The sequence below is a fragment of the Pseudonocardia lacus genome (genome assembly GCF_018531445.1).
Lineage (GTDB): Bacteria > Actinomycetota > Actinomycetes > Mycobacteriales > Pseudonocardiaceae > Pseudonocardia > Pseudonocardia lacus.
Window position 1 is genome coordinate 1 of record NZ_JAHDTH010000017.1, and the last position, 22,192, is coordinate 22,192.

Annotated in this window: 25 protein-coding genes; 15 read left to right on the forward strand and 10 right to left on the reverse strand. The window is 75.1% G+C overall.

Annotated features, from left to right (window positions below; all coding sequences use genetic code 11):
* A partial coding sequence (locus KIK08_RS06060; RefSeq protein ID WP_491063176.1) for a DinB family protein occupies positions 1-398 on the forward strand: 398 nt, incomplete at its 5' end.
* A gap of 40 nt (positions 399-438) precedes the next feature.
* Positions 439-1,398, forward strand: coding sequence for a helix-turn-helix transcriptional regulator (locus KIK08_RS06065; RefSeq protein WP_214402007.1), 960 nt, complete (start codon positions 439-441; stop codon positions 1,396-1,398).
* A 37-nt stretch (positions 1,399-1,435) separates the two neighbouring features.
* Here the strand turns inward: KIK08_RS06065 and deoC are convergent, their stop codons facing one another.
* From deoC to KIK08_RS06080, 3 genes are all read right to left on the reverse strand, one after another.
* The gene (gene deoC, locus KIK08_RS06070; RefSeq protein ID WP_308257435.1) at positions 1,436-2,113 is read right to left on the reverse strand and encodes a deoxyribose-phosphate aldolase; all 678 of its coding nucleotides are present in this window, start codon (positions 2,111-2,113) and stop codon (positions 1,436-1,438) included.
* Positions 2,114-2,210: 97 nt separating this feature from the next.
* Positions 2,211-2,486 (reverse strand): GlsB/YeaQ/YmgE family stress response membrane protein, encoded by a 276-nt coding sequence (locus KIK08_RS06075; protein WP_214402008.1) that lies wholly within the window; start codon positions 2,484-2,486, stop codon positions 2,211-2,213.
* A 144-nt stretch (positions 2,487-2,630) separates the two neighbouring features.
* Positions 2,631-3,293, reverse strand: coding sequence for a response regulator transcription factor (locus tag KIK08_RS06080; RefSeq protein WP_308257436.1), 663 nt, complete (start codon positions 3,291-3,293; stop codon positions 2,631-2,633).
* A 681-nt stretch (positions 3,294-3,974) separates the two neighbouring features.
* On the opposite strand from KIK08_RS06080, the gene KIK08_RS06085 reads away from it, so the two are divergent.
* Complete coding sequence (locus tag KIK08_RS06085) at positions 3,975-5,255, forward strand: glycoside hydrolase family 16 protein (protein ID WP_214402010.1); 1,281 nt, start codon at positions 3,975-3,977, stop codon at positions 5,253-5,255.
* A gap of 93 nt (positions 5,256-5,348) precedes the next feature.
* Positions 5,349-6,101 (forward strand): maleylpyruvate isomerase family mycothiol-dependent enzyme, encoded by a 753-nt coding sequence (locus tag KIK08_RS06090; protein WP_214402011.1) that lies wholly within the window; start codon positions 5,349-5,351, stop codon positions 6,099-6,101.
* On the opposite strand, the gene KIK08_RS06095 is transcribed toward KIK08_RS06090, so the two are convergent.
* Complete coding sequence (locus KIK08_RS06095; RefSeq protein ID WP_214402012.1) at positions 6,088-6,672, reverse strand: TetR/AcrR family transcriptional regulator; 585 nt, start codon at positions 6,670-6,672, stop codon at positions 6,088-6,090. The two genes, KIK08_RS06090 and KIK08_RS06095, sit on opposite strands and share 14 nt — an antisense overlap.
* A gap of 78 nt (positions 6,673-6,750) precedes the next feature.
* Between KIK08_RS06095 and KIK08_RS06100 the strand changes: the two genes are divergently transcribed.
* Complete coding sequence (locus KIK08_RS06100) at positions 6,751-7,320, forward strand: dihydrofolate reductase family protein (protein ID WP_214402013.1); 570 nt, start codon at positions 6,751-6,753, stop codon at positions 7,318-7,320.
* Here the strand turns inward: KIK08_RS06100 and KIK08_RS06105 are convergent.
* Positions 7,317-9,350, reverse strand: coding sequence for a M3 family metallopeptidase (locus KIK08_RS06105; RefSeq protein WP_214402014.1), 2,034 nt, complete (start codon positions 9,348-9,350; stop codon positions 7,317-7,319). The two genes, KIK08_RS06100 and KIK08_RS06105, sit on opposite strands and share 4 nt — an antisense overlap.
* Before the next feature lie 49 nt (positions 9,351-9,399).
* Here KIK08_RS06105 and KIK08_RS06110 point away from each other — a divergent pair, with 49 nt between their 5' ends.
* Positions 9,400-10,191, forward strand: coding sequence for an arylamine N-acetyltransferase family protein (locus KIK08_RS06110; protein WP_214402015.1), 792 nt, complete (start codon positions 9,400-9,402; stop codon positions 10,189-10,191).
* Here the strand turns inward: KIK08_RS06110 and KIK08_RS41560 are convergent.
* Entirely contained in the window at positions 10,181-11,683 is a 1,503-nt protein-coding gene (locus KIK08_RS41560) for a GMC family oxidoreductase (RefSeq protein ID WP_308257437.1), read from the reverse strand. The two genes, KIK08_RS06110 and KIK08_RS41560, sit on opposite strands and share 11 nt — an antisense overlap.
* 20 nt (positions 11,684-11,703) lie before the next feature.
* Between KIK08_RS41560 and KIK08_RS06120 the strand changes: the two genes are divergently transcribed.
* The 3 genes from KIK08_RS06120 (at position 11,704) to KIK08_RS06130 (ending at position 14,219) form a co-directional block, all read left to right on the forward strand.
* Positions 11,704-12,963 (forward strand): M18 family aminopeptidase, encoded by a 1,260-nt coding sequence (locus KIK08_RS06120; RefSeq protein ID WP_214402016.1) that lies wholly within the window; start codon positions 11,704-11,706, stop codon positions 12,961-12,963.
* Positions 12,964-13,047: 84 nt separating this feature from the next.
* On the forward strand, positions 13,048-13,311 hold the full coding sequence (locus KIK08_RS06125) for a DUF8847 domain-containing protein (protein ID WP_250556438.1): 264 nt from the start codon (positions 13,048-13,050) through the stop codon (positions 13,309-13,311).
* Between the two features lie 65 nt (positions 13,312-13,376).
* The gene (locus KIK08_RS06130; RefSeq protein ID WP_308257438.1) at positions 13,377-14,219 is read left to right on the forward strand and encodes an oxygenase MpaB family protein; all 843 of its coding nucleotides are present in this window, start codon (positions 13,377-13,379) and stop codon (positions 14,217-14,219) included.
* Positions 14,220-14,255: 36 nt separating this feature from the next.
* Here the strand turns inward: KIK08_RS06130 and KIK08_RS06135 are convergent, their stop codons facing one another.
* The gene (locus tag KIK08_RS06135) at positions 14,256-15,401 is read right to left on the reverse strand and encodes an MFS transporter (protein WP_308257439.1); all 1,146 of its coding nucleotides are present in this window, start codon (positions 15,399-15,401) and stop codon (positions 14,256-14,258) included.
* A 295-nt stretch (positions 15,402-15,696) separates the two neighbouring features.
* Between KIK08_RS06135 and KIK08_RS06140 the strand changes: the two genes are divergently transcribed.
* Positions 15,697-16,092 carry a group I truncated hemoglobin gene (locus tag KIK08_RS06140; RefSeq protein ID WP_214402018.1) on the forward strand — a complete coding sequence of 132 codons (396 nt, stop codon included), beginning with the start codon at positions 15,697-15,699 and terminating at the stop codon, positions 16,090-16,092.
* Between the two features lie 2 nt (positions 16,093-16,094).
* Here the strand turns inward: KIK08_RS06140 and KIK08_RS06145 are convergent, their stop codons facing one another.
* A complete protein-coding gene (locus tag KIK08_RS06145; RefSeq protein ID WP_214402019.1) occupies positions 16,095-17,072 on the reverse strand; it encodes an NAD(P)/FAD-dependent oxidoreductase in 978 nt (325 codons plus the stop codon).
* A gap of 131 nt (positions 17,073-17,203) precedes the next feature.
* Positions 17,204-17,590: a VOC family protein gene (locus KIK08_RS06150; RefSeq protein WP_308257440.1), complete on the reverse strand. Its 387-nt coding sequence runs from the start codon at positions 17,588-17,590 to the stop codon at positions 17,204-17,206.
* Positions 17,591-17,706: 116 nt separating this feature from the next.
* Here KIK08_RS06150 and KIK08_RS06155 point away from each other — a divergent pair, with 116 nt between their 5' ends.
* Entirely contained in the window at positions 17,707-18,078 is a 372-nt protein-coding gene (locus KIK08_RS06155; RefSeq protein WP_214402021.1) for a nuclear transport factor 2 family protein, read from the forward strand.
* Here the strand turns inward: KIK08_RS06155 and KIK08_RS06160 are convergent.
* Complete coding sequence (locus tag KIK08_RS06160; RefSeq protein WP_214402022.1) at positions 18,056-19,258, reverse strand: MFS transporter; 1,203 nt, start codon at positions 19,256-19,258, stop codon at positions 18,056-18,058. The genes KIK08_RS06155 and KIK08_RS06160 overlap by 23 nt on opposite strands.
* Before the next feature lie 66 nt (positions 19,259-19,324).
* Here KIK08_RS06160 and KIK08_RS06165 point away from each other — a divergent pair, with 66 nt between their 5' ends.
* The 4 genes from KIK08_RS06165 to KIK08_RS06180 all read left to right on the forward strand — a co-directional run bounded on the left by KIK08_RS06165 (position 19,325) and on the right by KIK08_RS06180 (position 22,189).
* Positions 19,325-19,891 (forward strand): CGNR zinc finger domain-containing protein, encoded by a 567-nt coding sequence (locus KIK08_RS06165; RefSeq protein WP_214402023.1) that lies wholly within the window; start codon positions 19,325-19,327, stop codon positions 19,889-19,891.
* A 33-nt stretch (positions 19,892-19,924) separates the two neighbouring features.
* On the forward strand, positions 19,925-21,019 hold the full coding sequence (locus tag KIK08_RS06170) for a sensor histidine kinase (RefSeq protein ID WP_214402024.1): 1,095 nt from the start codon (positions 19,925-19,927) through the stop codon (positions 21,017-21,019).
* Entirely contained in the window at positions 21,016-21,675 is a 660-nt protein-coding gene (locus KIK08_RS06175) for a response regulator (RefSeq protein WP_214402025.1), read from the forward strand. The genes KIK08_RS06170 and KIK08_RS06175 overlap by 4 nt, the downstream gene beginning before the upstream one ends.
* Before the next feature lie 112 nt (positions 21,676-21,787).
* Complete coding sequence (locus KIK08_RS06180; protein ID WP_214402026.1) at positions 21,788-22,189, forward strand: hypothetical protein; 402 nt, start codon at positions 21,788-21,790, stop codon at positions 22,187-22,189.
* Positions 22,190-22,192 lie beyond the last annotated feature (3 nt).

Here is a 22,192-nt window from a genome sequence, read left to right on the forward strand (position 1 = left end):
GTGCGGTCTCGGTGCTGGCCCCGCGCGTCCGCGTCGACCGCGACCGGCTGGCCGGCGCCTGGGCCGACGCCGCCGTGCTCGACCGGCGGCTGGTCACGCCGTTCGGGTCGGTCGGCGGGCGGGAGGCGGCCGTCGCCTACTCCCTCGAACTGCTCGCGCACGCCTGGGACCTGGCCACCGCCGTCGGGCGGGTCGACGAGCTCGACGCGGCGCCCGCCGCCGCGCTGGTGCCGGCCGCCGAGGAGTTCGTCCCGGCCCGGCCGCGCGGCGGGAGCGTCCCGTACGGCCCGGTGGTGCCCGTCGCCACCGACGCCGACCCGTACGAGCGCCTCGCCGGCTGGCTCGGCCGCGACCCGGCGTGGGCGCCGTGGGCGTCCTCCGGCCGGCCCGCCCGCTGACCGGCCGCTCCCCCGACGACACGACTGGCAGGCTGCCCCGATGCGCTCGCAACGACTGCTGTCGCTGCTGCTGATCCTGCAGACCCGGGCCCGGACCACGGCCCCGGAGCTGGCCCGCGAGCTGGAGATCTCCGTCCGCACCGTCTACCGCGACGTGGCGGCGCTGTCCGCGGCCGGCGTCCCGGTGTACACCGAGCAGGGCCACAACGGCGGCATCCGGCTGCTGCCCGGCTACCGCACCGACATCACCGGGCTCACCGCCGCCGAGTCGCGCGCGCTGGTCGCGCTGACCGGCCGCGCGATCCCCGACGACCTCGGCCTGGGCACGGCGCTGAGCAGCGCCGTGCACAAGCTGATCGCGGCGGTGCCGGCCTCGCACCGCGCCGACGCGCAGCGCGCCCGCCAGCGGGTGCTCGTCGACCACACCGGCTGGTACCGCTCCGCCCCGCCGACGCCGCTGCTCGGCACCGTCCAGGACGCGGTGTGGGGCGACCGGCGGCTGCGCGTCGGCTACCGGCACGGCGACGGCCGCGCCGCCGAGTACGTGCTGGACCCGTACGGCCTGGTCGTCAAGGCGGGTGTCTGGTACCTGGTCGCCGCGCACCGGGGGGTCGCGCGGCTGTACCGGGTCGACCGTGTCGGCGCGGCGGCCGCGCTGGACGAGCCGGCCGTGCGCCCCGACGACCTCGACCTGGCCACCGTCTGGACGGCGCTGCGCGACCGGTTCGAGGCCCAGGACACGGTGCGCGTGCGGCTGCGGGTGGCGCCGGACGCCGTCGACCTGGTGGTGCGGATGACCGACGGCCGCCGGCTGGGTGACGCGGTGGTGGCGGCGGGCACGGACGACCGGCCCGGCGTGGAGGTGGCCTTCCCCTCGGCCGAGCTGGCCCGGATCACGCTGCTCGGGCTGGGCAGCGCGGTCGAGATCGTCGAGCCGGTCGAGCTGCGGGCGGAGGTGCTCGACGCCGCCCGCGACCTGGTGGCGGCCTACGGGGGCTGACCCGCGACGGGTCGACGGCGTCGAGCACGCCGGACGGTCAGGAGGGCAGGCCGTCCAGGACCGCGCGGGTGCCGGACAGGCCCAGCCGGGTGGCGCCGGCGCGGATCATCGCCACCGCGGCGTCGGCCGTGCGGATGCCGCCGCTGGCCTTGACCCCGAGGCGCCCGCCGACGGTCTCGGCCATGAGCCGCACGGCGTGCTCGGTGGCCCCGCCGCTGGGGTGGAACCCGGTGGAGGTCTTCACGAAGTCGGCGCCGGCCTGTTCGGCCGCCCGGCAGCTGCCGACGATCTCCTCGTCGGTCAGCGCCGCGCTCTCGATGATGACCTTGAGCAGCGCGGGGGCCGGCACGGCGGCCCGCACGGCGGCGATCTGGGCGGTCACCGCCGCCCACTCGCCCGCCTTGACCAGCGCCAGGTCGACGACCATGTCGACCTCGTCGGCGCCGTGCTCGACCGAGGACGCCGCCTCGGCCGCCTTGACCGCGTCGTGGTGGGCGCCGGAGGGGAAGCCGCAGACGGTGGCCACCTTGACCGCGGGCGCCAGCACGCCCGGCGGGATCGGCAGCCGCGACGGCGACACGCACACCGAGAAGGCGCCGAGGTCGGCGGCCTCCGCGCAGAGGGCGGCGACATCGGCCGCGGTGGCCTCGGGCTTGAGCAGGGTGTGGTCGACGAGGCGGGCGACGGTCTCCCGGGTGATCGAGCTCGCGGTCACGGAACGGCCTCCTGTCGGTGGGCGGACACCGTGTGCCTACACGCGAACACCGGGCCGCGCCATCGGCGCGACCCGGTGTCCGGTCGGGAACGGGCGGTCAGCGGGTGACGCCGCGGCGGCCGTAGATCCCGGCGACGACCGCGACCCCGATCGCGGCCACCACGATCTGCAGGATCAGCTCGATCCAGTCGATGCCCGATGTCTGCGCGACGCCGAACAGCCGGGCCAGCGCGGTCCCGATGAAGGCGGCGACGATGCCGATGACGATGGTCAGCCAGATCGGGATGTTCTGCTTGCCCGGTACGACCAACCGGCCGATGGCCCCGATGATGGCCCCGATGACGATGGCGGTGATGATGCCCGTGATGCTCATGCGGACTCCCTGAGGTCGCGGGCGGCACCCCGCGCCGCCCGTCCGGAACCGGGATAGCACCCGACGACCCGCCGCGCACGTGCCGAACGGCCCGGACACCCGAACGGTCACCCGGACGCCCCGGCCCGTTCGCTCGATCGGGGCTCAGGCCTCCAGGACGTAACCCTCGCCGCGGACCGTGCGGATGCGCTCCGGGCCGATCTTGCGCCGCAGGTAGGAGATGTAGACCTGGACGAGGTTGGCCGAGGCGGGCTCGGACCAGACCTCGCGGGCGAGGCGGTCGGGGGCGACCACGTCGCCCGGCGCCGCCAGCAGGGCCATCAGCAGGGCGTACTCGGTCGGCGACAGCGACACCGACTGCCCGTCGACGGTGACCTCGCCGAACTCGGTGTCGACGGCGAGCTCGCCCTGGCGCAGCACGGTGCTCTCGATGACCGGCCCGAGGCGCAGCCGCAGCCGGATGCGGGCGGCCAGTTCGTCGACGGCGAAGGGGCGCAGGAGGTAGTCGTCGCGGTCGCCGCGCAGCTGGACCAGCAGCCCGGCCCGGCGCTCGCGCGGGGTGATGGCGATGACCGTCACGTTGGGGGCCTCGGACTGCACCGCGGCGATGACGCCGGCCTGGTCGGGGCCGGGCAGCTCGACGTCGAGGACGAGCAGCGCGGGCTCGCGGGCGCGCACGACGTCGAGCACGCCGATGCCGTCGGCCACGGGGCTGACGTTGACGCCGTCGGCCCGGAGGCTGCGCAGCACGGAGGCCGACGCGGCCGTCGGGGGCAGCGCCAGCACTACTTGGTCGTTCGGGGGCACGAACACACGCGACGGCCCCAGCGCCGTCGAGTACGGGGACGCACCCCCCGGGGGAGCAGCGGGGAGCATCGCGGCGATTGTGGCGTACATCGGGCGCGATAACAATCGCCTAACGGGAGCGTGTCCACTCCTTCCGGTGTCCGCCGTACGAGTGGGACCGCTCGTCGCGAGCTGAGAGTTTTGCTACGCCGATCGGGCTAGCTCGCGGGGTTTTGGTCCGGTTTGCCTGCGATCTGGCGCGTCCGAGCGACCTGTGGGCGCGTCCGCGCAACCTCGACTCTCAGGTTCGGTGATCACCTGCGGTCACCCTCCCTATGGTTCCTCCCCATGCGCCGGAATCACTCCGATGCGGGTGGTCGCACGGAGTCATCGACCGAGCTGATCGCACGAATCACCGCAGAGCGGCAGGGCCGCACGTCCAGGTCGGGCGGTCGGCACAGCGTCGACCCCTCAGGCACCTCCGCCACCAACCGGTCGTCCGAGCGGACCGCGCAGCACAAGGTCGAGCGGCCCTCGCGGCACGCTCCCGAGACGCCTGCCGAGCGCACCTCGCGGCACAAGGTCGAGCGGCGCTCCCGCCGCGCTCCCGAGCAGCCTGCCGAGCGCACCTCCCGCCACCAGGTGACCGGGGGCGGCAGCGCGACCGCTGCCATCCCGGCCGCGGTCCCCGCCGCCCCGGTCGTGACCCCCCGGACGCCGCAGTACCCGACCGCCGACACCGCGGCCATCGCGCGTGTCACGCCCGCCCCGGTCGACGACGCCACCGCGGTCCGCCGCCTCCCCGAGCGCCCGGCGGACAACGAGGCCACCGCCGTGCGCGGCATGCCCGTCGCCGCCGAGCCGGACGGCACGTCCGTCATCGGCACGTCCCTCATCGGCGCGGTCGACCGCGGTGAGGTCACCGAGGAGATCTCCCCGCACCCGATCGGCGTGGAGGCCGACGGGTCCGACGAGGACGCCGAGATCGAGCAGGACGCCCCCGAGCCCGTCGAGGCCGCGGTCGACGACGCCGACGAGCTCGGCCCCCGCCGCAAGCGCCGCCAGGCCAAGTCGATGGGCCGCAGGCTGGCCCCGCTGGCCGTCGGCGCCGCGGTGATGCTGGTGGCCACGTCGGTGGCCACCTTCATCCAGCCCGCGGACCAGGACCAGGTCGCCGCGCCCGACCTGAGCAGCCAGTTCGTCAACGCCCCCGCCGACGACCCGCCCGTGGTCGCGGACGTCCCGCCGCCGGTCGTCCCGCAGCTGCCCGCGCCCGAGGTCCCGGCGGTGGCACCGGTCGAGGAGGCCGCGCCCGAGCCGGCGCCCGAGCCCGCCAAGCCGGCCCGCAACGAGGGCACCACGGCCGCCAACAAGTTCGGCTGGAAGCTGGTCGAGCGCGACGAGTTCGACAACGGCCTCGGCCCGGGCTGGGCCAACGCCTACGACGGCGAGGGCCACAACGGCAACGGCCGCCGGGTCCCGGAGAAGGTCACCGTCGAGGACGGCAACCTGGTGATCCGCGGCGACGAGGACGGCGACACCGGCGGCATCGCCTGGGACGACGGCCAGGAGTACGGCAGGTGGGAGCTGCGCGCCCGGTTCCCGAAGGGCGACAAGCAGTACCACCCGGTGCTGCTGCTGTGGCCGAGCGCCGAGAACTGGCCGGTCGGCGGGGAGGTCGACTTCGCCGAGACCAACAGCGACGCCGACGACGTGATGTTCTTCCTGCACTACGGCAAGGACAACAACCAGGTCTTCGACCGCAAGCAGATCGACATCACGCAGTGGCACAACTACGCGGTCGAGTGGGTCGACGGCCGGATCACCGGCTACATCGACGGCGAGAAGTGGTTCGAGAGCACCGACGACGACCAGATGCCGCCCGGCGACATGCACCTGACCGTCCAGCTGGACTACTTCCCCGACGACGGCGACCCGGAGCCCACCGAGATGTACGTCGACTTCGTCCGGATCTACGAGTAGCGGCGCAGTACCACTCCCACACCACCACCGTCCCGCCCGGCGCTCCCCACCGGGCGGGACGGCCCGTTTCCGGGGGCTGGCAGGATCGGGGCCGTGCGGATCGACGAGCACATCGACGAGCTGGAGCGCCAGGGCGTGGCGCTGGCCGACGCGGCCGCGGCCGCCGGGCTCGACGCACCCGTGCCGACGTGCCCGGGCTGGACCATCCGCCACCTGCTGACCCACACCGGCGGCGTGCACGCCTGGGCGGCGTCGTTCGTGCGGGCCGAGCCCGACGCCGAGCCCGACGCCGAGCCCGACACCGCCGAGGAGGACCTGCTCCAGCCGGACGGCGACCCGGTCGCCTGGTACCGGGAGCGCAACGCCGACCTGGTCACCGCGCTGCGGGCGGCGGCGCCCGACGGGCCCACCGGGGCCTTCCTGGTGGCCCCGTCGCCGCTGGCGTTCTGGGCGCGCCGGCAGGCCCACGAGGCCGCCGTGCACCGCACCGACGCCGACGTCGCGGCGGGCGCCCCCGACCCGGCCGCCGCGCACCCGACGGCGTTCGCCGCGGACGGGATCGACGAGCTGCTGGTGGCGTTCATGGGCCGGCGCGGCCGGTTGCGCAGCGACGTCCCCTACCGGCTGGGCGTGGCCCCGGACGACGTGCCCGAGCGCTGGACGGTCGAGGTCGGCCCGGACGGTGCGGCACCCCGGCGCGGCGACGGCCCGGCCGACGCCGTGCTGCGGGGCCCGGCCGCCCGGCTCTACCTGTTCCTGTGGAACCGGCTCCCGACCGTCCCGGTCGACGGGGACGCCGCCGTGGCCGCGCGCTGGGCCGAGGGCGCCCACGTCACCTGGAGCTGACCGACTCCGGCAGCAGGCCGTCGACCAGCCGGTCGACCACGTCGTCGGTGGGCGTGTCCGCGTCGATCGACGTGGTCAGCCGGTCGAGGAGCAGCCCGTCGATCGCGTAGTGGAACAGCGCGACCTCGGCCGCGCCGCCGGGCAGGCCGGCGGCCCGGTTGAACTCCACGTCGGCGGCGAACCCGGTGCGCAGCCACTCCCCCACGACCTCGCGCAGCTCGGGGCGGCGGGCGGACTCCAGGCGCAGCTCGAACAGGGCCAGCGTGACGTCCCGCTCGGCGGTGAGCCGGACGACGATGTCGCGGATGTAGTCGGCGAACAGCTCCCGCGACGGCGCGCGGGCGGCCAGCCCGGCGTGCACGTCCGGGTCGGGGGCGAGGCGCTCGCCTATCCGCGCGAACAGGCCGGTGACCAGGGCCTGGCGGCTGCGGAAGTAGTTGGAGGCGGTGCCGGCGGGCACGCCGGCCTCGACGTCGACCGCGCGGTGGGTGAGCCCGCGCGCGCCGTCCCTGGCCAGCACGGCCAGCCCGGCGTCGGCGAGCTGCTTGCGGCGTTCGTCGTTGCGGACCACGGCGCCGAGGGTAGCGCAAACCACTATGCCTGTTGTAGTTTCCTCGCAACCACTACAGGCATCGTGATTGGAGATCCCGTGCGAGAGCTCACCTACTTCGTCGCCGTCAGCCTCGACGGCTACATCGCCGCCCCCGACGACACCTTCGACGCGTTCCCCGTGCAGGGCGACCACATCGACTGGATCTTCCGCGAGTGGGTCGACACGGTGCCGACCCCCGGCCTGGAGATGGTCGGGCTCAAGGCCGACAACAGCCGGTTCGACACCGCGCTGATGGGCTGGAAGACCTACGCGGCCGGCCTGCCCCACGGCGTGGAGAGCCCCTACCAGCACCTGCGTCAGTACGTGTTCTCGCGGCAGGCCCGCGACGTCCCCGACGACATCGTGCTGACCGACCGCGACCCGGTGCGGCTCGTGCGCGAGCTGAAGGCCGAACCGGGCGGCGGCATCTGGCTCACCGGAGGGGGCCAGCTGGCCAGCCAGCTGGTCGACGAGATCGACCGGTTCGTGTTCAAGGTCAACCCGCTGCTGCTCGGATCGGGCATCCCGCTGTTCGCCGACCGTCCCTACGACCCGCGCACCCTCACCCAGGTGGCGAGTCGGCCGTTCGAGTCGGGGGTGGTGGTGAACGAGTACGTGCGCGGCTAGACCTTCCCGAACCGGCGGGCCAGCAGCGGGCCGATCTCCGGGTCGCGGCCGCGGAACCCGCGGTAGGCCTGCATCGGGTCCACCGACCCGCCCACCGCCAGCAGCCCCCGGCGGAATCGCTCACCGGTGGCCCGGTCGAGCCCGCCGTTGTCGGCGAACCACTCCACGGTGTCGGCGTCGAGCACCTCGCTCCAGATGTAGGAGTAGTAGGCCGCGCTGTACCCGCCGCCGAAGACGTGGTTGAAGTAGGTCGTGCGGTAGCGCGGCGGGGCGCTGGGCACCGCCAGCCCGACGGCCTCGATCGCGGCCGCCTCGAACGCCAGCACGTCGTCGGGCACCTCGTCGGGCGCGAGCCGGTGCCACGCCTGGTCGAGCAGGGTGGCGGCCAGGTACTCGGTGGTGGCGAAGCCCTCGCCGTAGGCCCGCGATTCGGCCAGCCGGGCCACCAGCGCCGGGTCGAGCGGCTCGTCGGTGGCGTGGTGGCGGGCGTAGCCGGGCAGGATCTCCGGGTGGTCCAGCCACATCTCGTTGACCTGCGACGGGTACTCCACGAAGTCGCGGGGCACGCTCGTGCCGGAGAACGTCGGGAAGCGCACGTCGGAGAACAGCCCGTGCAGCGCGTGGCCGAACTCGTGGAACGCCGTGCGCACGTTGTCCAGGGTGAGCAGCGTCGGCTCGCCGTCGGCCGGCTTGGCGATGTTCAGCGTGTTCAGCACCACCGGCCGCGTGCCCAGCAGGTGCGACTGCGACACGAAGGAGTTCATCCACGCCCCGCCGCGCTTGGAGTCGCGGGCGTAGGGGTCGAACACGAACAGCCCCAGCTGCCCCGCCTCGTCGTGCACGTCGAAGACGCGCACGTCGGGGTGGTACAGCGGCAGGTCGGTGCGCTCGGCGAAGCGCAGCCCGTAGAGCAGCCCGGCGGCCCGGAAGACGCCGTCGCGCAGCACCCGGTCGAGCTCGAAGTACGGGCGCAGCGCCTCGCCGTCGAGGTCGAAGCGCTCCCGGCGCACGCGCTCGGCGTAGAAGGCGCGGTCCCACGGCTCGATCGGGTGGCCCGCGGCGGCGGCCAGCTCCTCGGCCTCGGTGGCGGCGTTGGCCGCGGCCACCGGGGCGAGCCGGTCGAGCATCGCGTCCATCGCCTCGACCGTGCCGGCGGTGGCCGGCTCCACCGACCACGACGCGTGGTGCGGGTGGCCCAGCAGGCGGGCCCGCTCGGCCCGGAGCGCGACCATGCGCCGCACGATGGCGGTGGTGTCGTTCGCGTCGCCGCGGGCACCGCGCGTGACCGACGCCGTGTGCACCCGCTCGCGCAACGCCCGGTTCGCCAGCGACGCCAGTACGGGCTGGCCGGTCGGCAGCACCATCGTGATCAGGTAGCCGTCCAGCCCGCGGGCCTTCGCGGCCGTCGCCGCGGCCGAGATCGCGTCCGCGGACAGGCCGTCGAGCTCGGCGACGTCGGTGACGTGCACGGCGGCGTCGTTCGCCCCGGCCAGCAGCTTGCTCCCGAACTCCGTCGACAACGCCGACAGCTCGGCGTTCAGCTCCCGCAGCCGCGCCTGCTCGGCGGGGCCGAGGCGGGCACCCGCGCGCACGGCGTCGCGGTGGTAGCGCTCCAGGAGGCGGAGGGACTCCGGGTCGAGGCCGAGCTCGTCGCGGGCGGTGAACAGGGCCTCGATCCGGGCGAACAGCGCCGGGTCGAGGGTGATGGCGTCGCGGTGCGCGGCCAGGCACGGTGCCATCTGGGCCTCGATCGCCCGGATGCCCTCGGTGCTGCATGAGGCGACCAGCGTGAAGAACACCGCCGAGACGCGCTGCAGCGTCCGACCCGACCGCTCCAGCGCCACGATCGTGTTCTCGAAGGTCGCCGCCGCGGGGTCGGCGGTGACCGCCTCGACCTCGGCGCGCTGCTCGGCCATCCCGGCCTCGAACGCCGGCGCGAAGTGCTCCTCGCGGATCGCGGCGAAGTCGGGGTAACCGAACGGCAGCGGGCTGGGGACGAGGAACGGGTTCGTGCTCACCCGCCCGAGCATATGTCGCGGACCTTGACCTGCACCCGGGTCGAGGTCGAAGACTGGCCGCATGACCACCGACGGTTCCATCGACCCGGACGCCTACCTGGCCCGGATCGGGGCCGACCGCCCGCGCGGCACCACCCTCGCCGACCTGGCCGCCCTGCACGCCGCGCACCCGCGGGCCGTCCCGTTCGAGGACTACGACATCCACCTCGGCGTGCCGCTCTCGCTCGACACCGACCGGCTCTTCGACAAGGTCGTCACCCGCGGCCGGGGCGGGTTCTGCTACGAGCTCAACGGGCTGTTCGCCGTCCTGCTGCGCGAGCTGGGCTTCGACGTCACGCTGTGCTCGGCGTTCGACGTCGGCCCGGACGGCGGGCACGGCCCCGACTTCGAACACCTGCGGCTGCTCGTGCGCACCGACGACGGACCGTACCTGGCCGACGTCGGCAACGGGGCCTCGTGGACCGCGCCGGTGCCGCTGGAGCCCGGCACGCACGGCGACACCCAGGTCCACCGCGACGGCGAGCTGTGGTGGGCGTTCCGGCGCACCCACCAGGGGCACTGGGAGCGCGAGTGGGCCTGGACGCTGCGCCCGCGCGAGCTGGCCGAGTTCCTGCCCCGCTGCCGCTACCAGGAGAACGACCCGCACTCGCACTTCGTGAACCGCCGACTCGCCGCGCTGGCCACCGAGCACGGCCGCATCTCCGTGGTCAACGGCGTGCTCAAGGAGACCGAGGGCGACCGGCAGACCGAACGCACCCTCGACCCCGACGAGGAACGCGCCGTGCTCGTCGACCGCTTCGGCATCGACCTGGGCGGCCGGGAGTGGAAGACCGGCCCCCCGCTCACCCCATGAGCCGCGCCGCGCGCTCCCCGATCGCGACGGCCGTGGCGGCGGTGCCGCGGCGCGGGACGGCCGGCAGCACCGAGGTGTCGGCCACCCGCAGCCCCTCGTGCCCCATGACCCGCAGCTGGGGGTCGACGACCCGGCCCATCGCCGCGCTGCCGCTCAGGTGCACGGCCGTCGTCAGGTTCGCGGCGATCCAGCCGTCCAACGCGCGGTCGGTGCCCAGCACGTCGCCACCGGGCGCGACCCGCGCGCCCGACCCGGCCCGCAGCAGATCGGCCGCGGTGCGGATGACGTGGCGCAGCCGGCGGCGGTCGTGCTCGGTGCGCAGGTAGCCGTAGCGGATCAGCGGGCGCTCGCGCGGGTCGGGCGAGACCAGCGCGATGGAGCCGCGACTGTCCGGGACCTGCAGCGCGCACATCAGGTGCAGCGGGCCGCCCGGCACGAACGGGCGCACGAACAGCAGCACCTCGCCGTCGCCCGCCGGATCGGCGCCGCAGTCGAGGTCGAGGCCGGCCTGGCTGCCCGGCGCGTGCGGGTGCGCGGGCGGGTCGGTGTCGGCGAACGGCACGTACACCGCCGGGTGGTCGGACCAGTCGCGGCCGACCGGGAGGTCGAGCCGGACCCGGACGCCCGCGGCCCGCAGCTCGTCGGCCGGACCGATGCCCGACAGCATCAGCAGCTGCGCCGACCCGACGGCACCCGCGCACAGCACGACCTCACCGGCCTCGACGGTGCTGCCGTCGACCAGTTCGACGCCGCGGGCGCGGTCGCCGTCGAACAGGATCTGGGCGACCGACGCGTTCCCCCGCACCGTCACGCCCGGTGCGGCGCGCAGGTAGGCGGTGGCCGGGTCGGCCCGCACGCCGTCGACGGCGTTGCACGGGATCAGCCCGACCCCCGGCGGCGCGCCCGCGTTCTTGTCGGGTTCGGGCGGGAACCCCAGCGCCGCGGCCGCCCGCAGGAACCGCTCGGTCGCCGGGTGCAGCAGGTCCCCGCCGGCCCGCCGCACCGGCACCGGCCCCGCGCTCCCGTGCCCCCACCGTCCCGGTTCAGGAAAGCCACGATGCTGCCCTGTGGGTACAGCAACGTGGCTTTCCTGAACTCCGGGCGGGGCGGGGACGGCGTGGTCCAGGTCGGTTTCGGCGCGGTGGTAGGCGGCGACGAGGTCGGGCCAGGACCATCCGGGTTGGGCCCAGTCGCGGGTGTCGGCGGGGGTCGCCCAGACCCAGTTGGCGCCGTTGATCGCGCCGGAGCCGCCCAGGCCGCGGCCCCGCGGCACCACGGCGGGCGAGCCGGGGCGCAGCTCGGCGGCGTAGGCCCAGTTCCGGGGGTGGGTGGGCGAGGTCGCGGCCAGCGAGCCGGCGTCGCGGACGTCGGGTGGCACGTCCGCGGGGCCGGCCTCGAGCAGCAGCACCCGCCCGGGCAGGCGCCCGGCCAGGGCGCACCCGGCCGAGCCCCCGCCGATGACGAGGGTGTCGTAGCCGCCGCGGTGGTCCACGTGGGGGAGGATTGCAGCCGATGGACGATCTCGCGCAGGACCTGGCCGACTTCATCGTCGACTCGCCCACCCCGTACCACGCCGTCGCCGAGGCGGTCCGCAGGCTGGCCGCGGCGGGCTTCACCGAACAGGCGGAGTCGGCGCCGTGGTCGACGGAACCGGGCGGGCGCTTCCTGGTCCGCGACGGCACGTTCGCGGCCTGGTACGTGCCGGAGTCGGCGGGGCCGGGCAGCCCGCTGCGGATCATGGCGGCGCACACCGACTCGCCGACCCTGCGCATCAAGCCGAACCCGGACGTCGGCGTGGCCGGCTGGCGGCAGGTGGCCGTCGAGGTCTACGGCGGCGCGCTGTGGAACTCCTGGCTCGACCGCGACCTCGGCGTCGCGGGCCGGTTGGCGCTCTACGACGGCAGCATCGCGCTGGTCGACGTGGCCCGGCCGCTGCTGCGGGTGCCGCAGTTGGCGATCCACCTCGACCGGCAGGTCAACCAGGGCCTGAAGCTGGACGCGCAGCAGCACCTGCTGCCGATCTGGGGCCTGGGCGCGCCGGTCGAGGGCGAGCTGGTCGAGTTCCTGGCCGCGGAGGCGGGCGTCGCCGCGGCGGAGGTCGCCGCGCACGACCTCGTCGTGTACGACCTCACCCCGCCGGCCCGGCTGGGCGAGCGGTTCGAGCTGCTGGCCGCGCCCCGGCTGGACAACCTGTCGTCGGTGCACGCCGGGCTGCACGCGCTGCTGGCCGCGGCCGAGCACGCGACCGACGTGATCCCGGTGCTGGTCGGCTTCGATCACGAGGAGATCGGCAGCGGCTCGGCGACCGGCGCCTCCGGTCCGCTGCTGGAGAACGTGCTGACCGCGCTGGCCGGCGGCCACGACGCCCGCGCGGCCGCGTTCGCCCGCTCGCGCTGCCTGTCGGTGGACGTGACGCACGCCGCCCATCCGAACTACCTGCACCTGCACGAGCCGACGCACCGCACGCTGCCCAACGACGGCCCGGCGCTGAAGGTCAACGCGAACCAGCGCTACGCCACGGACGCGCCCGGCGCCGCGGCCTGGCACCGGGCCTGCCGCGACGCCGGCGTCCCGACGCAGGTGTTCGTGGGGCGCAACACGGTGCCCTGCGGTTCGACGGTCGGCCCGCTGCTGGCCACCCGGTTGGGCATCCGCACCGTCGACGTCGGGATCCCGGTGCTGAGCATGCACTCGGCCCGCGAGCTGTGCGGCGTCGACGACCCGGCGCACCTGGCCGCCGCGGCCACCGCGTTCCTCACCGACCCGATCTGATCGGGCAGGTCGATCACGGCTCGATCACGGCGCGCCCGGCGCTGCGGGTTTTCGGAACGGCCCGATTCACCTACCGTGGTCGGCGTGCCCCCGGATCGCGCGCACGCCGAGCCGCCCGACAGGCGAGTCACGGTCACCGACGACGAGGTGTGGCGTCCGGGCCGGCGCGACGTCTACTGGTTCGTCGGCGGTCCGCTCGACGGTCGCGTGCAGACCCGTCCCGCGGCCGAGCCCGTGCCGTCCTGCATCCGGTACGTGCACCTGCACGAGGGCCCCAAGATCGTGCACTACTACGACCTGACCGAGGTCGCCGGGCACGGCGGGGAGTACCGGCTGCGCGCGAGCTGAGGCGCTCGGCTCGCGCGTCCGGCCGAACGGTGTTGTCCTGGAGGCGACGTCGTCGGAGGTGGCCGGTGGAGGACAACGGGCTGTTCGGGCCGGACTCGGTCACCTGGCGGGTGCACCTGGAGCCGCTGATGTGGGTCGGCGGGCTGCGGGCGCTGCTGCTGCAGTCGCTGCACCCGCGGGTGATGCGCGGCACCTACCAGAACTCGGCGCTGTTCGACCCGGCCAAGGGCTGGGCGCGGTTCCAGCGCACGGTGGAGTTCGTCAGCATCCGCACGTTCGGCACCACCGCCGAGGTCGAGGACGCGGCGGCGCGGGTGCGCAGGCTGCACGGCTCGCTGCGCGGGCACGACCCGGACACCGGCCGCTCGTTCCGGCTGGACGAGCCGGAGTACCTGCGCTGGGTGCACAGCACCGAGGTCGACTCCTACGCGCAGGTGGCGCTGCGCGCCGGCATCCTCGACGGCGCGGGCGCCGACCGCTACCTCGCGGAGAGCGTGCGGGCGGCGCGGGTGATCGGCCTGGACGACGCGCCCACCTCGCGCGCGGAGATGGCCGCCTACCTGCAGCGGATGCGCCCGCGGCTGGCGCTCACCGACGAGGCGCGGATGGCGGTCGGCAACCTGTTCGCGCCGAAGGGGCACGCACCCGCCCTGATCAAGCTGGCCATCCCGACGGTGGCGCTGGTCTCGCTCGCGACGCTGCCGCGCTGGGGCCGGCGGATGTACGGGCTACCCGGCCTGCCCACGACCGACCTGGCCGCGACGGCGACGCTGCGCGCGCTCCGCACCGCCACCGACGTCCTGCCCGACGTCCCGGCGCCGCCGGGGATCGAGCGCGCCCGGCGGTTGGTGCGGTCGGTGGACGATGTATCAGAGCCGCGGTCCGTCGCTCGTATTGTTGGCGGCTAGCGAGCCCGGGGGCCTCGCTACCCGCCGCCCGGCATGTCACCGCCGGGCAGCGGAGCCGGGCCCGGGCGTGGGGGCGCCCGGCCGGCTCCGCAGCAGCCGCGGCAGGGCGGCCGCGACCAGCAGGCCCAGCGCGGCGAGCGCGGGCACCTCGCCGACCACCCAGGCCGCGTAGATCGCGAACGAGACGACGTCGGTGCCCAGCCCGGCCACCGACGTCACGGTGGCCCGCGAGTGGCTGGCGATCCGGTCCTGCAGGCGGGCGTCGCAGACCACGACGACCGCCCGGTAGATGCCGTAGAACGCGGCGGTGGCGGCCACCCCGACGACCGGCTGCGCGAGCAGCCCGGCCGCGCCGAACAGCAGCATCGCCACCGCGAGCAGCGCCCCGAGCGCGCCGGCGCCGAGCCGGTTGACCAGCCCGGCCGCACTCGCGCCGAGCACCCCGGCCAGCACGATCGGCAGGTCGACGACCGGCACCCAGGCCACCGGCACCCCCCAGGAGGCCAGGGCGAGCGGGAAGTACTCCTCGACGGAGTCGAAGGCGGCCACGGCCATCACCGCCACCAGCACGGCGCGCGCGCCGTCGCGGGCCGCGGCCTCGGAGAGGCCCACCTTGAGGGTGGCCAGGTAGCCGAGTTCCTCGCCCTCGTCGTCGTCCTCGTCGGTGCGCGGTGCCTCGGGGATGCGGCTCGCGAGCAGCGCGGCGAGCAGCGCCACGCCGACGCTCACCCACCCGGCCAGCTGGTAGCCGCCGAGGGAGAACAGCGCCGTGCCCGCCGCGGCCGCCGGCAGCTGGGACGTCAGCTCGGCCGCGCTGACCCGGCCGTTGACGGCGGCGTAGTGCTCCCGCGCGCCCGCGGCCACCAGGCCGTCGTAGAGGAGGGCCTCCTGCGCGCCGGACACCAGTGAGGAGCCGATCCCCCAGAGCACGAAACCGGCCGCGAACCCGGCGAACTCGGGCAGCAGCACCCAGGCCGCGAACCCGACGGCGCGGATGATGTCGCCCGCGACGAGACAGCCGCGGCGGGAGAACCGGTCGGCGACGACGCCCGAGGGCACCTCGACGAGCACCCCGACCGCCGACCAGATCGCGAACAGCAGCGAGATCTGCAGGTCGGACAACCCGCTGTCGACGAACAGCAGCGCGTACAGCGGGTAGATCGGGACGGAATCGGCCAGCACCGCCCACCCGAGCATGCGTCGGGCCAGCGGCCGGGCCGGGGGCGGTAGGGAACGTCAACCAGGCATGCGCCGGACCCTAATTGACCGTCGCCGCAGCGCAAACGGATTTACCGCGGACATCGCGGCGAGAACAGGCCAACTGTTGGTCACTCACGGACGGGCACCGGACGCTGGCAGGCCGTGACCCGTAGTCTCCGCACATGGCGGTCCACCCCCTCGTGAGGGGAACGTCGTCCGGCCGCGCCGATCGGACGACCACGGCGACACCACCCGGCCCGCGGGTCGGGATCCCGCGGTGAGCGAGGACGCGATGAGCGCCTTCGACTCGGTCGGCGGCGCCCCGGCGGTGCGCGCCGCTGTCGACGAGCTGTACGTGCGGCTGCGCGACGACCCGGTCCTGTCCGAGTACTTCGTCGACCTCGACATGGCCCGGCTCAAGGCGCACCAGCGCGCGTTCATCGCCGCGGCCATCGGCGGTCCCGAGGTCTACAGCGGCAGCGACATGGCCGCCGCGCACCGCGGCCTGGGGATCACCGACCAGGACTTCGACGCCGTGACCCGGCACCTGGTCGACACCCTGGCCGGGCTGGGCGCGCCGACCTCGGTGCTGGCCCGGATCGGCGGGCGGCTGGCCGCGCTGCGCCCCGACGTCGTCACCGCGCCCACGCCGCCGACGGCGCTCGGGGCCTGAGCTCAGACGCGGGCGGCGCTCCGCTCGCGGTGCGCGGCCACGGCCGACCGGGTCTCCTCGGCGACCAGGTCGGCGTTGATCACCGAACCGGCCCGCATCCCGGCCGCCGCGCTCGCCACGACCTGCGCCATCGGGTCGGTGACGTTGCCGGCGACGTAGACGCCGGGCACCGCGGTGGCGCCGGTCGGGTCGGCCTCGACCCGGCTGCCGATGGAGTGCTCGCCGAACAGCAGGTCGGTGGTGGCCAGGCCGAGCGACTCGGCGACCCCGCCGCGCGCGACGAACCGCGGCTGCACGGCCAGCGCCTCGACTGCGACGACCTCCCCGGAGCCGAGCCGCACGCCGGTCAGCCGGTCGTCGACCACCTCCAGGCCGGCGACCTCGCCCTCGACCACCCGGACGCCGCGGGCCGCCAGCTCCTCGGCCTGGTCGTCGGCGAGCGGGGGCTGCTGGTGCAGGAACACGGTGACGTCCTCGCTCAGCTGGCGCATCAGCGACGTCTGGTGCACGGCCATCGGCCCGCAGGCGAGCACGCCGATGGCCCGGTCGCGCACCTCCCAGCCGTGGCAGTACGGGCAGTGCAGGACGTCGCGGCCCCACCGCTGCGCCAGCCCCGGCACGTCGGGGAGTTCGTCGGTCAGGCCGGTCGTGACGAGCAGCCGGCGCGCGTCGACCTGGTCGCCGCCGTCGAGCGCGACCCGGAAGCCGCCGTCGGGCAGCGCCTCGGCGGCGTCGACCCGGGCCTGCCGCAGGGCGCCGCCGTAGGACGCCAGCTCGGCCCGGCCGATGGCCAGCAGCTCGCCGGGCGGGGTGCCTTCCCGGCCGAGGTAGTTGTGCACGCCGTCGGCGGGGGCGTTGCGCGGGGTGCCGTCGTCGACCACCAGGACCGATCTGCGCGAGCGGGCCAGCGCCACCGCCCCGGCCAGCCCGGCCGGCCCGCCACCGATCACCACCACGTCGTACCGCTGTGTCGTCGTCATGCCACGACAGTGCGCCCACACGTCGCGCGTTGACAAGTTCCGTTGCCGCTCTGGCAAACCGTCATCCCGTCGAGAACGACGTTGCTGTCGTGTGGACCGGTCCACAATCGCGACAACTTCGTTCTCGACGGTCAGGCGGCGTTGCGCTCGGCCTCCGAGCGCAGGATGCAGAACTCGTTGCCCTCCGGATCGGCCAGCACGACCCAGCCGCCGTCCGGTCGACGGCGGTCGTCGACGACGGTGGCGCCCAGCTCCAGCAGCCGGGCCAGCTCCTCGTCGCGGGTGCCCTCGACCGGGACGAGGTCGAGGTGCACCCGGTTCTTGACCTGCTTGGCGTCGGGGACCTCGATGAACAGGATCCGCTGGCCGCGGTCCGCCGAGAAGATCATGCACTCCTCGTGGCCGGGCAGGTTCGGGTCGTCGGGGTCCTCGGTGAAGCCGAGCACCCGGCCCCAGAACACGGACTGCGAGTAGGAGTCGCGGGCGTCGAAGGACGTGTGCGAGATGCGGGCGGTCACGGGCCGGATCATCGACCGCGCGACGTGACCGGCGCCACGCAATTGGACGTCGGGGACGGCCCGGCCGCTCCGACCTCCCCGTGAGGCGCCCGGGGTGGACGCCAGGAGAGGACCCGATGAGCGACTCCCCCAACAAGCGGCTCGTGCAGACCTACCTCGACGGCTTCCGCGCCAACGACCACGAGAAGATCCTGTCCTGCCTCACCGAGGACATCGGGTGGACGGTCTTCGGGCACTTCCACCTCACCGGCAAGCGGGCCTACGACGAGGCCATCGAGGGGCCGGGGTGGGTCGGCCCGCCGACGCTGGAGGTCGTGCGGATGGTCGAGGAGGGCGACACCGTGATGGCCGAGCTGCGCGGGTCGGCGCCGCAGGCGTCCGGCGAGCCGGTGCGGATGTCGATGGCGGAGGTCTTCGTGATCCGCGACGGCCGGATCGCCGAGCGCCGCGCCTGGGTCGTCCCGCTCACCGAGGACGAGCACCGCTGATCCCGGCGTCCTCGTCGCCGATCCGGTGGACGGCCACTGCCTGCAGCGCGGCCGCCGCCAGCAGCACGCCGACGGCGGCCCCGAAGCCGCCGGTCAGGTCGATGAGCGCGCCCATCAGCAGCGGCCCGACACCGGCGACGGTGTAGCCGACGCCCATCGCCACCCCGCTGACCGCGGCGCTGGCCGCGCCGTCCGGCGTCCGCCACGCGATGACGGCCAGGCCCAGCGGGAAGCCGGCGCCGGCGCCCAACCCGATCAGCACGACCCACGGCCACGGCCCGACGACCGGTGGTTCCGGGAGCAGCAGCACGCCGAGGGTCCCGACGGTGGTCGTGGCGAGGGTGGCGCCGGCCCAGAACCGCCAGCGCCTGCGCCGCTCGGCCAGCGCGGGCACGGCCAGCGCCGAGGGGATGTGGGCGATGCTCCACACGGCCACCAGCAGCCCGGCCGCCGCCGGCGACCAGCCCCGGCTCTCGTAGTACGGCGACAGCCAGGTCAGCCAGCCGTAGACCAGCAGCGACGAGCCGGCGAGGTAGGCGGCGGCGAGCCGGGCGAACGGGTCGCGCCACGGGAGCCGGGTGCGCGCCGCGCGCTCTCCCGGGCCGGCGCGGCGGGCGACGGGCATCCAGGCCGCCACGGCCAGCAGGGCCGGCACCGCCCAGACCGCGAGCGAGAACGACCAGCCGCCCGACCACACGGCCACCGGCACGGCCGCGGCGCCTGCGGCCGTCGAACCGACCATCATGGCCACGACGTAGCCGCCGGTCACCGCGCCGGCCCGGGCCGCGAGGCGCTGCTTGACCACCCCGGCCAGCAGCACGCCCGCGACGCCGATGCCGAACCCGACCAGCAGGCTGCCGGCGACCAGGGCGGGCAGCCGCGGCACGCCGCGCACCAGGCTGCCGGCCGCGACCAGGGCGACGGCGCCGGCCAGCGCCCGTTCCCGGCCGACGCGGTCGCCGACGGCGGCGCCGGCCAGCGAGCCCGCCGCCATCATGAGCACGGACCCGGTCTGCGCCAGGCCGGCCGTGGCCGAACTGACCCCCAGGTCGGCGCGGGCGGTCTCCAGCAGGGGCGGGTAGCCGGCCAGCGCCGCGCGCAGGTTCAGGGCGAGCGCCAGCAGGCCGAGCAGGACCGTGAGCGGGCGCAGTGGCCGGTCCGTCCGCTGTGCGGTGGTCATGGCGGTGGACTTCCCCCGCCTGAAAGGCTTAAACTGAGCTGCAAGCCTTACAGATCGGAGTCGATCGTGCTGGTCCGACTCGACGACCACGCCTCCGGGGCGCGCGTCGCCACCGATCTGGTCAACACCGCGCCCGAGGTGATGGTCAGCACCGGCGACCTGATCGCCGACCCCGACGCGCTCGCGCGCTTCCTCGCCGCGCACGACCTGGCACCGCCCACCCCGCCGACCGACCGCGACGTCACCGCTGTGCAGGCGCTCCGGACGGTGCTGCGCTCCCTCGTGGACGACCCCGCGACCGTCGCCGACGGCGCGAACGAGCTGGTCGCGCGCTGCGGCACCGGACCCGCCCTGGTCCGGCACGACGGACGCTGGCAGTGGTCGGCGCGCAGCCGCCCGGGCGCCGGGATCGCCGACGAGCTGGCCCTGCTGACCGGAACCGGCATGCTCGGCGTGCTGCGCACCCTCGGACCCGACCGGTTCCGTCGGTGCGCCGCCCCGACCTGCGCCGGGGCGTTCGTCGACACCAGCCGGGCCGGGCGCCGCCGCTACTGCGAGCCCGACGTCTGCGGCAACCGCGTCAACGTGGCCAACCACCGCGCCCGCCGGCGCGCCGGCGGGGACGCCGTTTGACCGGAGCGCCGCGCAGCACCCAGAGTTGTCCCCGTGCAGCGGGCCCTCGCGGCGCTGACCGCCGGCGCCTACCTCACGATCGTGGTGGGCTGCCTGGGCGATCCCGAACGCGTCCCGGCGATCGCCTACGGCGCCGTCTTCGCCGCGATCAGCCTGCTGCTGTTCGACCGCGTGCAGCGGCGCGGGCACATCGCATGGTCGCTGGCCTACGTCGCGGTCCAGCTCCCGCTGGCGTTCGTGACGTTCACCTACGACGCGGGCGTCGGGTCGACGCTGCTGCTGGTGCTGCTGGTCAGCCAGTGCGTCGTGCTGCGGCTGCCCGTCCCGGTCACCGCGGTGGTCATCGCCACGACCCCGTTCGTGCACCTCGGCATGCCGGTGCACACCCTGCCGCGCGAAGGGCTGGGCACGCTGATGTCGGTGCTGTTCGGCGCGGTCATCACCGAGTTGCTGCTGCGCGAGCAGCAGACCCGCCGCGAGCTGGCGCAGACGCACGAGCGGCTGCGCGACTACGCCGCCCAGGCCGAGCGGCTGGCCACCGCCCAGGAGCGCAACCGGGTGGCCCGCGACATCCACGACGGCCTCGGGCACTCGCTGACCGTGGTCCAGATGCAGGTCAAGGCGGCCCGCGCGGTGCTGCCCACCGACCCGGGCAAGGCCGACGACGTGCTGGCCAAGGCCCAGGAGCAGGCCGAGACCGCGCTCGCCGACGTGCGCCGCTCGGTCAGCGCCCTGCGCGAGCCCCGCAGCACGCCGCCGCTGCCCGAGGCGCTGCGGGCGCTGGCCGAGGAGACCGCCGCGGCCGGCGTCCCCACCGGGCTCACGGTCTCCGGGGACGAACGCCCCCTGCCCGACGAGGCCCGCGAGGCCCTCTACCGGGCCGCCCAGGAGGGGCTGACGAACGTCCGGAAGCATTCCCGGGCGACCCGCGCCGGGCTCGTCCTGGAGTTCGCCGACGACGTCGTGCGGGTCGAGGTCCACGACGACGGCGTCGGCGCGGCGACGGGCCCGGTCGAGGGCTTCGGGCTGGTCGGGCTGCGGGAGCGGGCGGCGCAGCTGGGCGGGCGCCTCACCCTGGACGCCGCGCCCGACGAGGGCTGCACGCTGACGATGGAGGTGCCCGGGTGACCCGGCCCGTGCGGGTGCTGCTGGTCGACGACCAGGCGCTGTTCCGCGAGGCGCTGGCCACGCTGCTCGCCGCCGGCGGGCAGATCGAGGTGGTCGGCGAGGCGGGCGACGGCGACGAAGCGCTGCGCCGGGCCGCCGAGCTCGCCCCCGACGTCGTGCTGATGGACCTGCGCATGCCGGTGCTCGACGGCGTCGGCGCCACCCGGCGGCTGCGCGTCGAGCAGCCCGACGTGCGGGTGATCGCGCTGACCACCTTCGACGACGACGAGGACGTCTTCGCCGCGCTGCGCGCCGGGGCGGTCGGCTACCTGCTCAAGGACGTGTCGTCGGCGCGGCTGGTCGAGGCCGTGCTGGCCGCGGCGCGCGGCGAGTCGGTGCTGCAGCCGTCGGTCGCGGCGAAGGTGGTGGCCCGCTTCGCCCAGCTGCCCGATCCCGAGCCGGTCCCGCGCCCGCAGCCGCTGGTCGTGCCGCTGTCGGAGCGGGAGCTGGAGGTGCTGCGGCTGCTGGCCGACGGGCGCAGCAACCGGGAGATCGCCGGGGAGCTGTTCCTCGCCGAGGGCACGGTGAAGAACCACGTGACCAACGTGCTGTCCAAGCTCGGCGCCCGCGACCGCACCCAGGCCGCCCTGCGCGCCCGCGCCCTCGACCTGCTCTGAGCGCGGCGGTCACGCCACGAGGTGACCGGGGGCCATGACCTCCGGCACATGGCCGGAGCGCCCTCGCCGACGACCCTTCGGTGGACGACGCACCCACCGGAGGGCAGCCCCCATGACACTCGCCGACACCGCCGCACACGCGACCCGCCCCACCCACCGCAAGCTCCTGCGCTTCGTCGGGCACTACGTCGAGATGGTCGCCGCGATGATCATCGGGATGGTGCTGCTCGCGCCGCTGTGGCCGGCCGACTGGGTGGCCCGCGAGGACGTGCACGCCGTCGTGATGGCCACGAACATGACCGTCGCGATGGCGGCGTGGATGGCGGTGCGCCGGCACCGGTGGGCGCCGATCGTGGAGATGTGCGCGGTCATGTACCTGCCGTTCCTGGCCCTGCTGGTGCCCTACTACCTGGGCGGCCTGTCCGGGGCGGCGCTCATGGTCGCCGGGCACGTGGTCATGTTCCCGCTGATGCTGGTGGCCATGCTGTGGCGCCGGTCCGAGTACTGGCACTGAGCC

Coding starts and splice junctions, on each gene's coding strand:
- KIK08_RS06120 (WP_214402016.1), top strand. CDS start 11,704: ATGGACGATCTCGCGCAGGACCTGGCCGACTTCATCGTCGACTCGCCC.
- KIK08_RS06145 (WP_214402019.1), bottom strand. CDS start 17,072: ATGACGACGACACAGCGGTACGACGTGGTGGTGATCGGTGGCGGGCCG.
- KIK08_RS06110 (WP_214402015.1), top strand. CDS start 9,400: ATGACCACCGACGGTTCCATCGACCCGGACGCCTACCTGGCCCGGATC.
- KIK08_RS06105 (WP_214402014.1), bottom strand. CDS start 9,350: ATGCTCGGGCGGGTGAGCACGAACCCGTTCCTCGTCCCCAGCCCGCTG.
- KIK08_RS06075 (WP_214402008.1), bottom strand. CDS start 2,486: ATGAGCATCACGGGCATCATCACCGCCATCGTCATCGGGGCCATCATC.
- KIK08_RS06065 (WP_214402007.1), top strand. CDS start 439: ATGCGCTCGCAACGACTGCTGTCGCTGCTGCTGATCCTGCAGACCCGG.
- KIK08_RS06160 (WP_214402022.1), bottom strand. CDS start 19,258: ATGACCACCGCACAGCGGACGGACCGGCCACTGCGCCCGCTCACGGTC.
- KIK08_RS06155 (WP_214402021.1), top strand. CDS start 17,707: ATGAGCGACTCCCCCAACAAGCGGCTCGTGCAGACCTACCTCGACGGC.
- KIK08_RS06180 (WP_214402026.1), top strand. CDS start 21,788: ATGACACTCGCCGACACCGCCGCACACGCGACCCGCCCCACCCACCGC.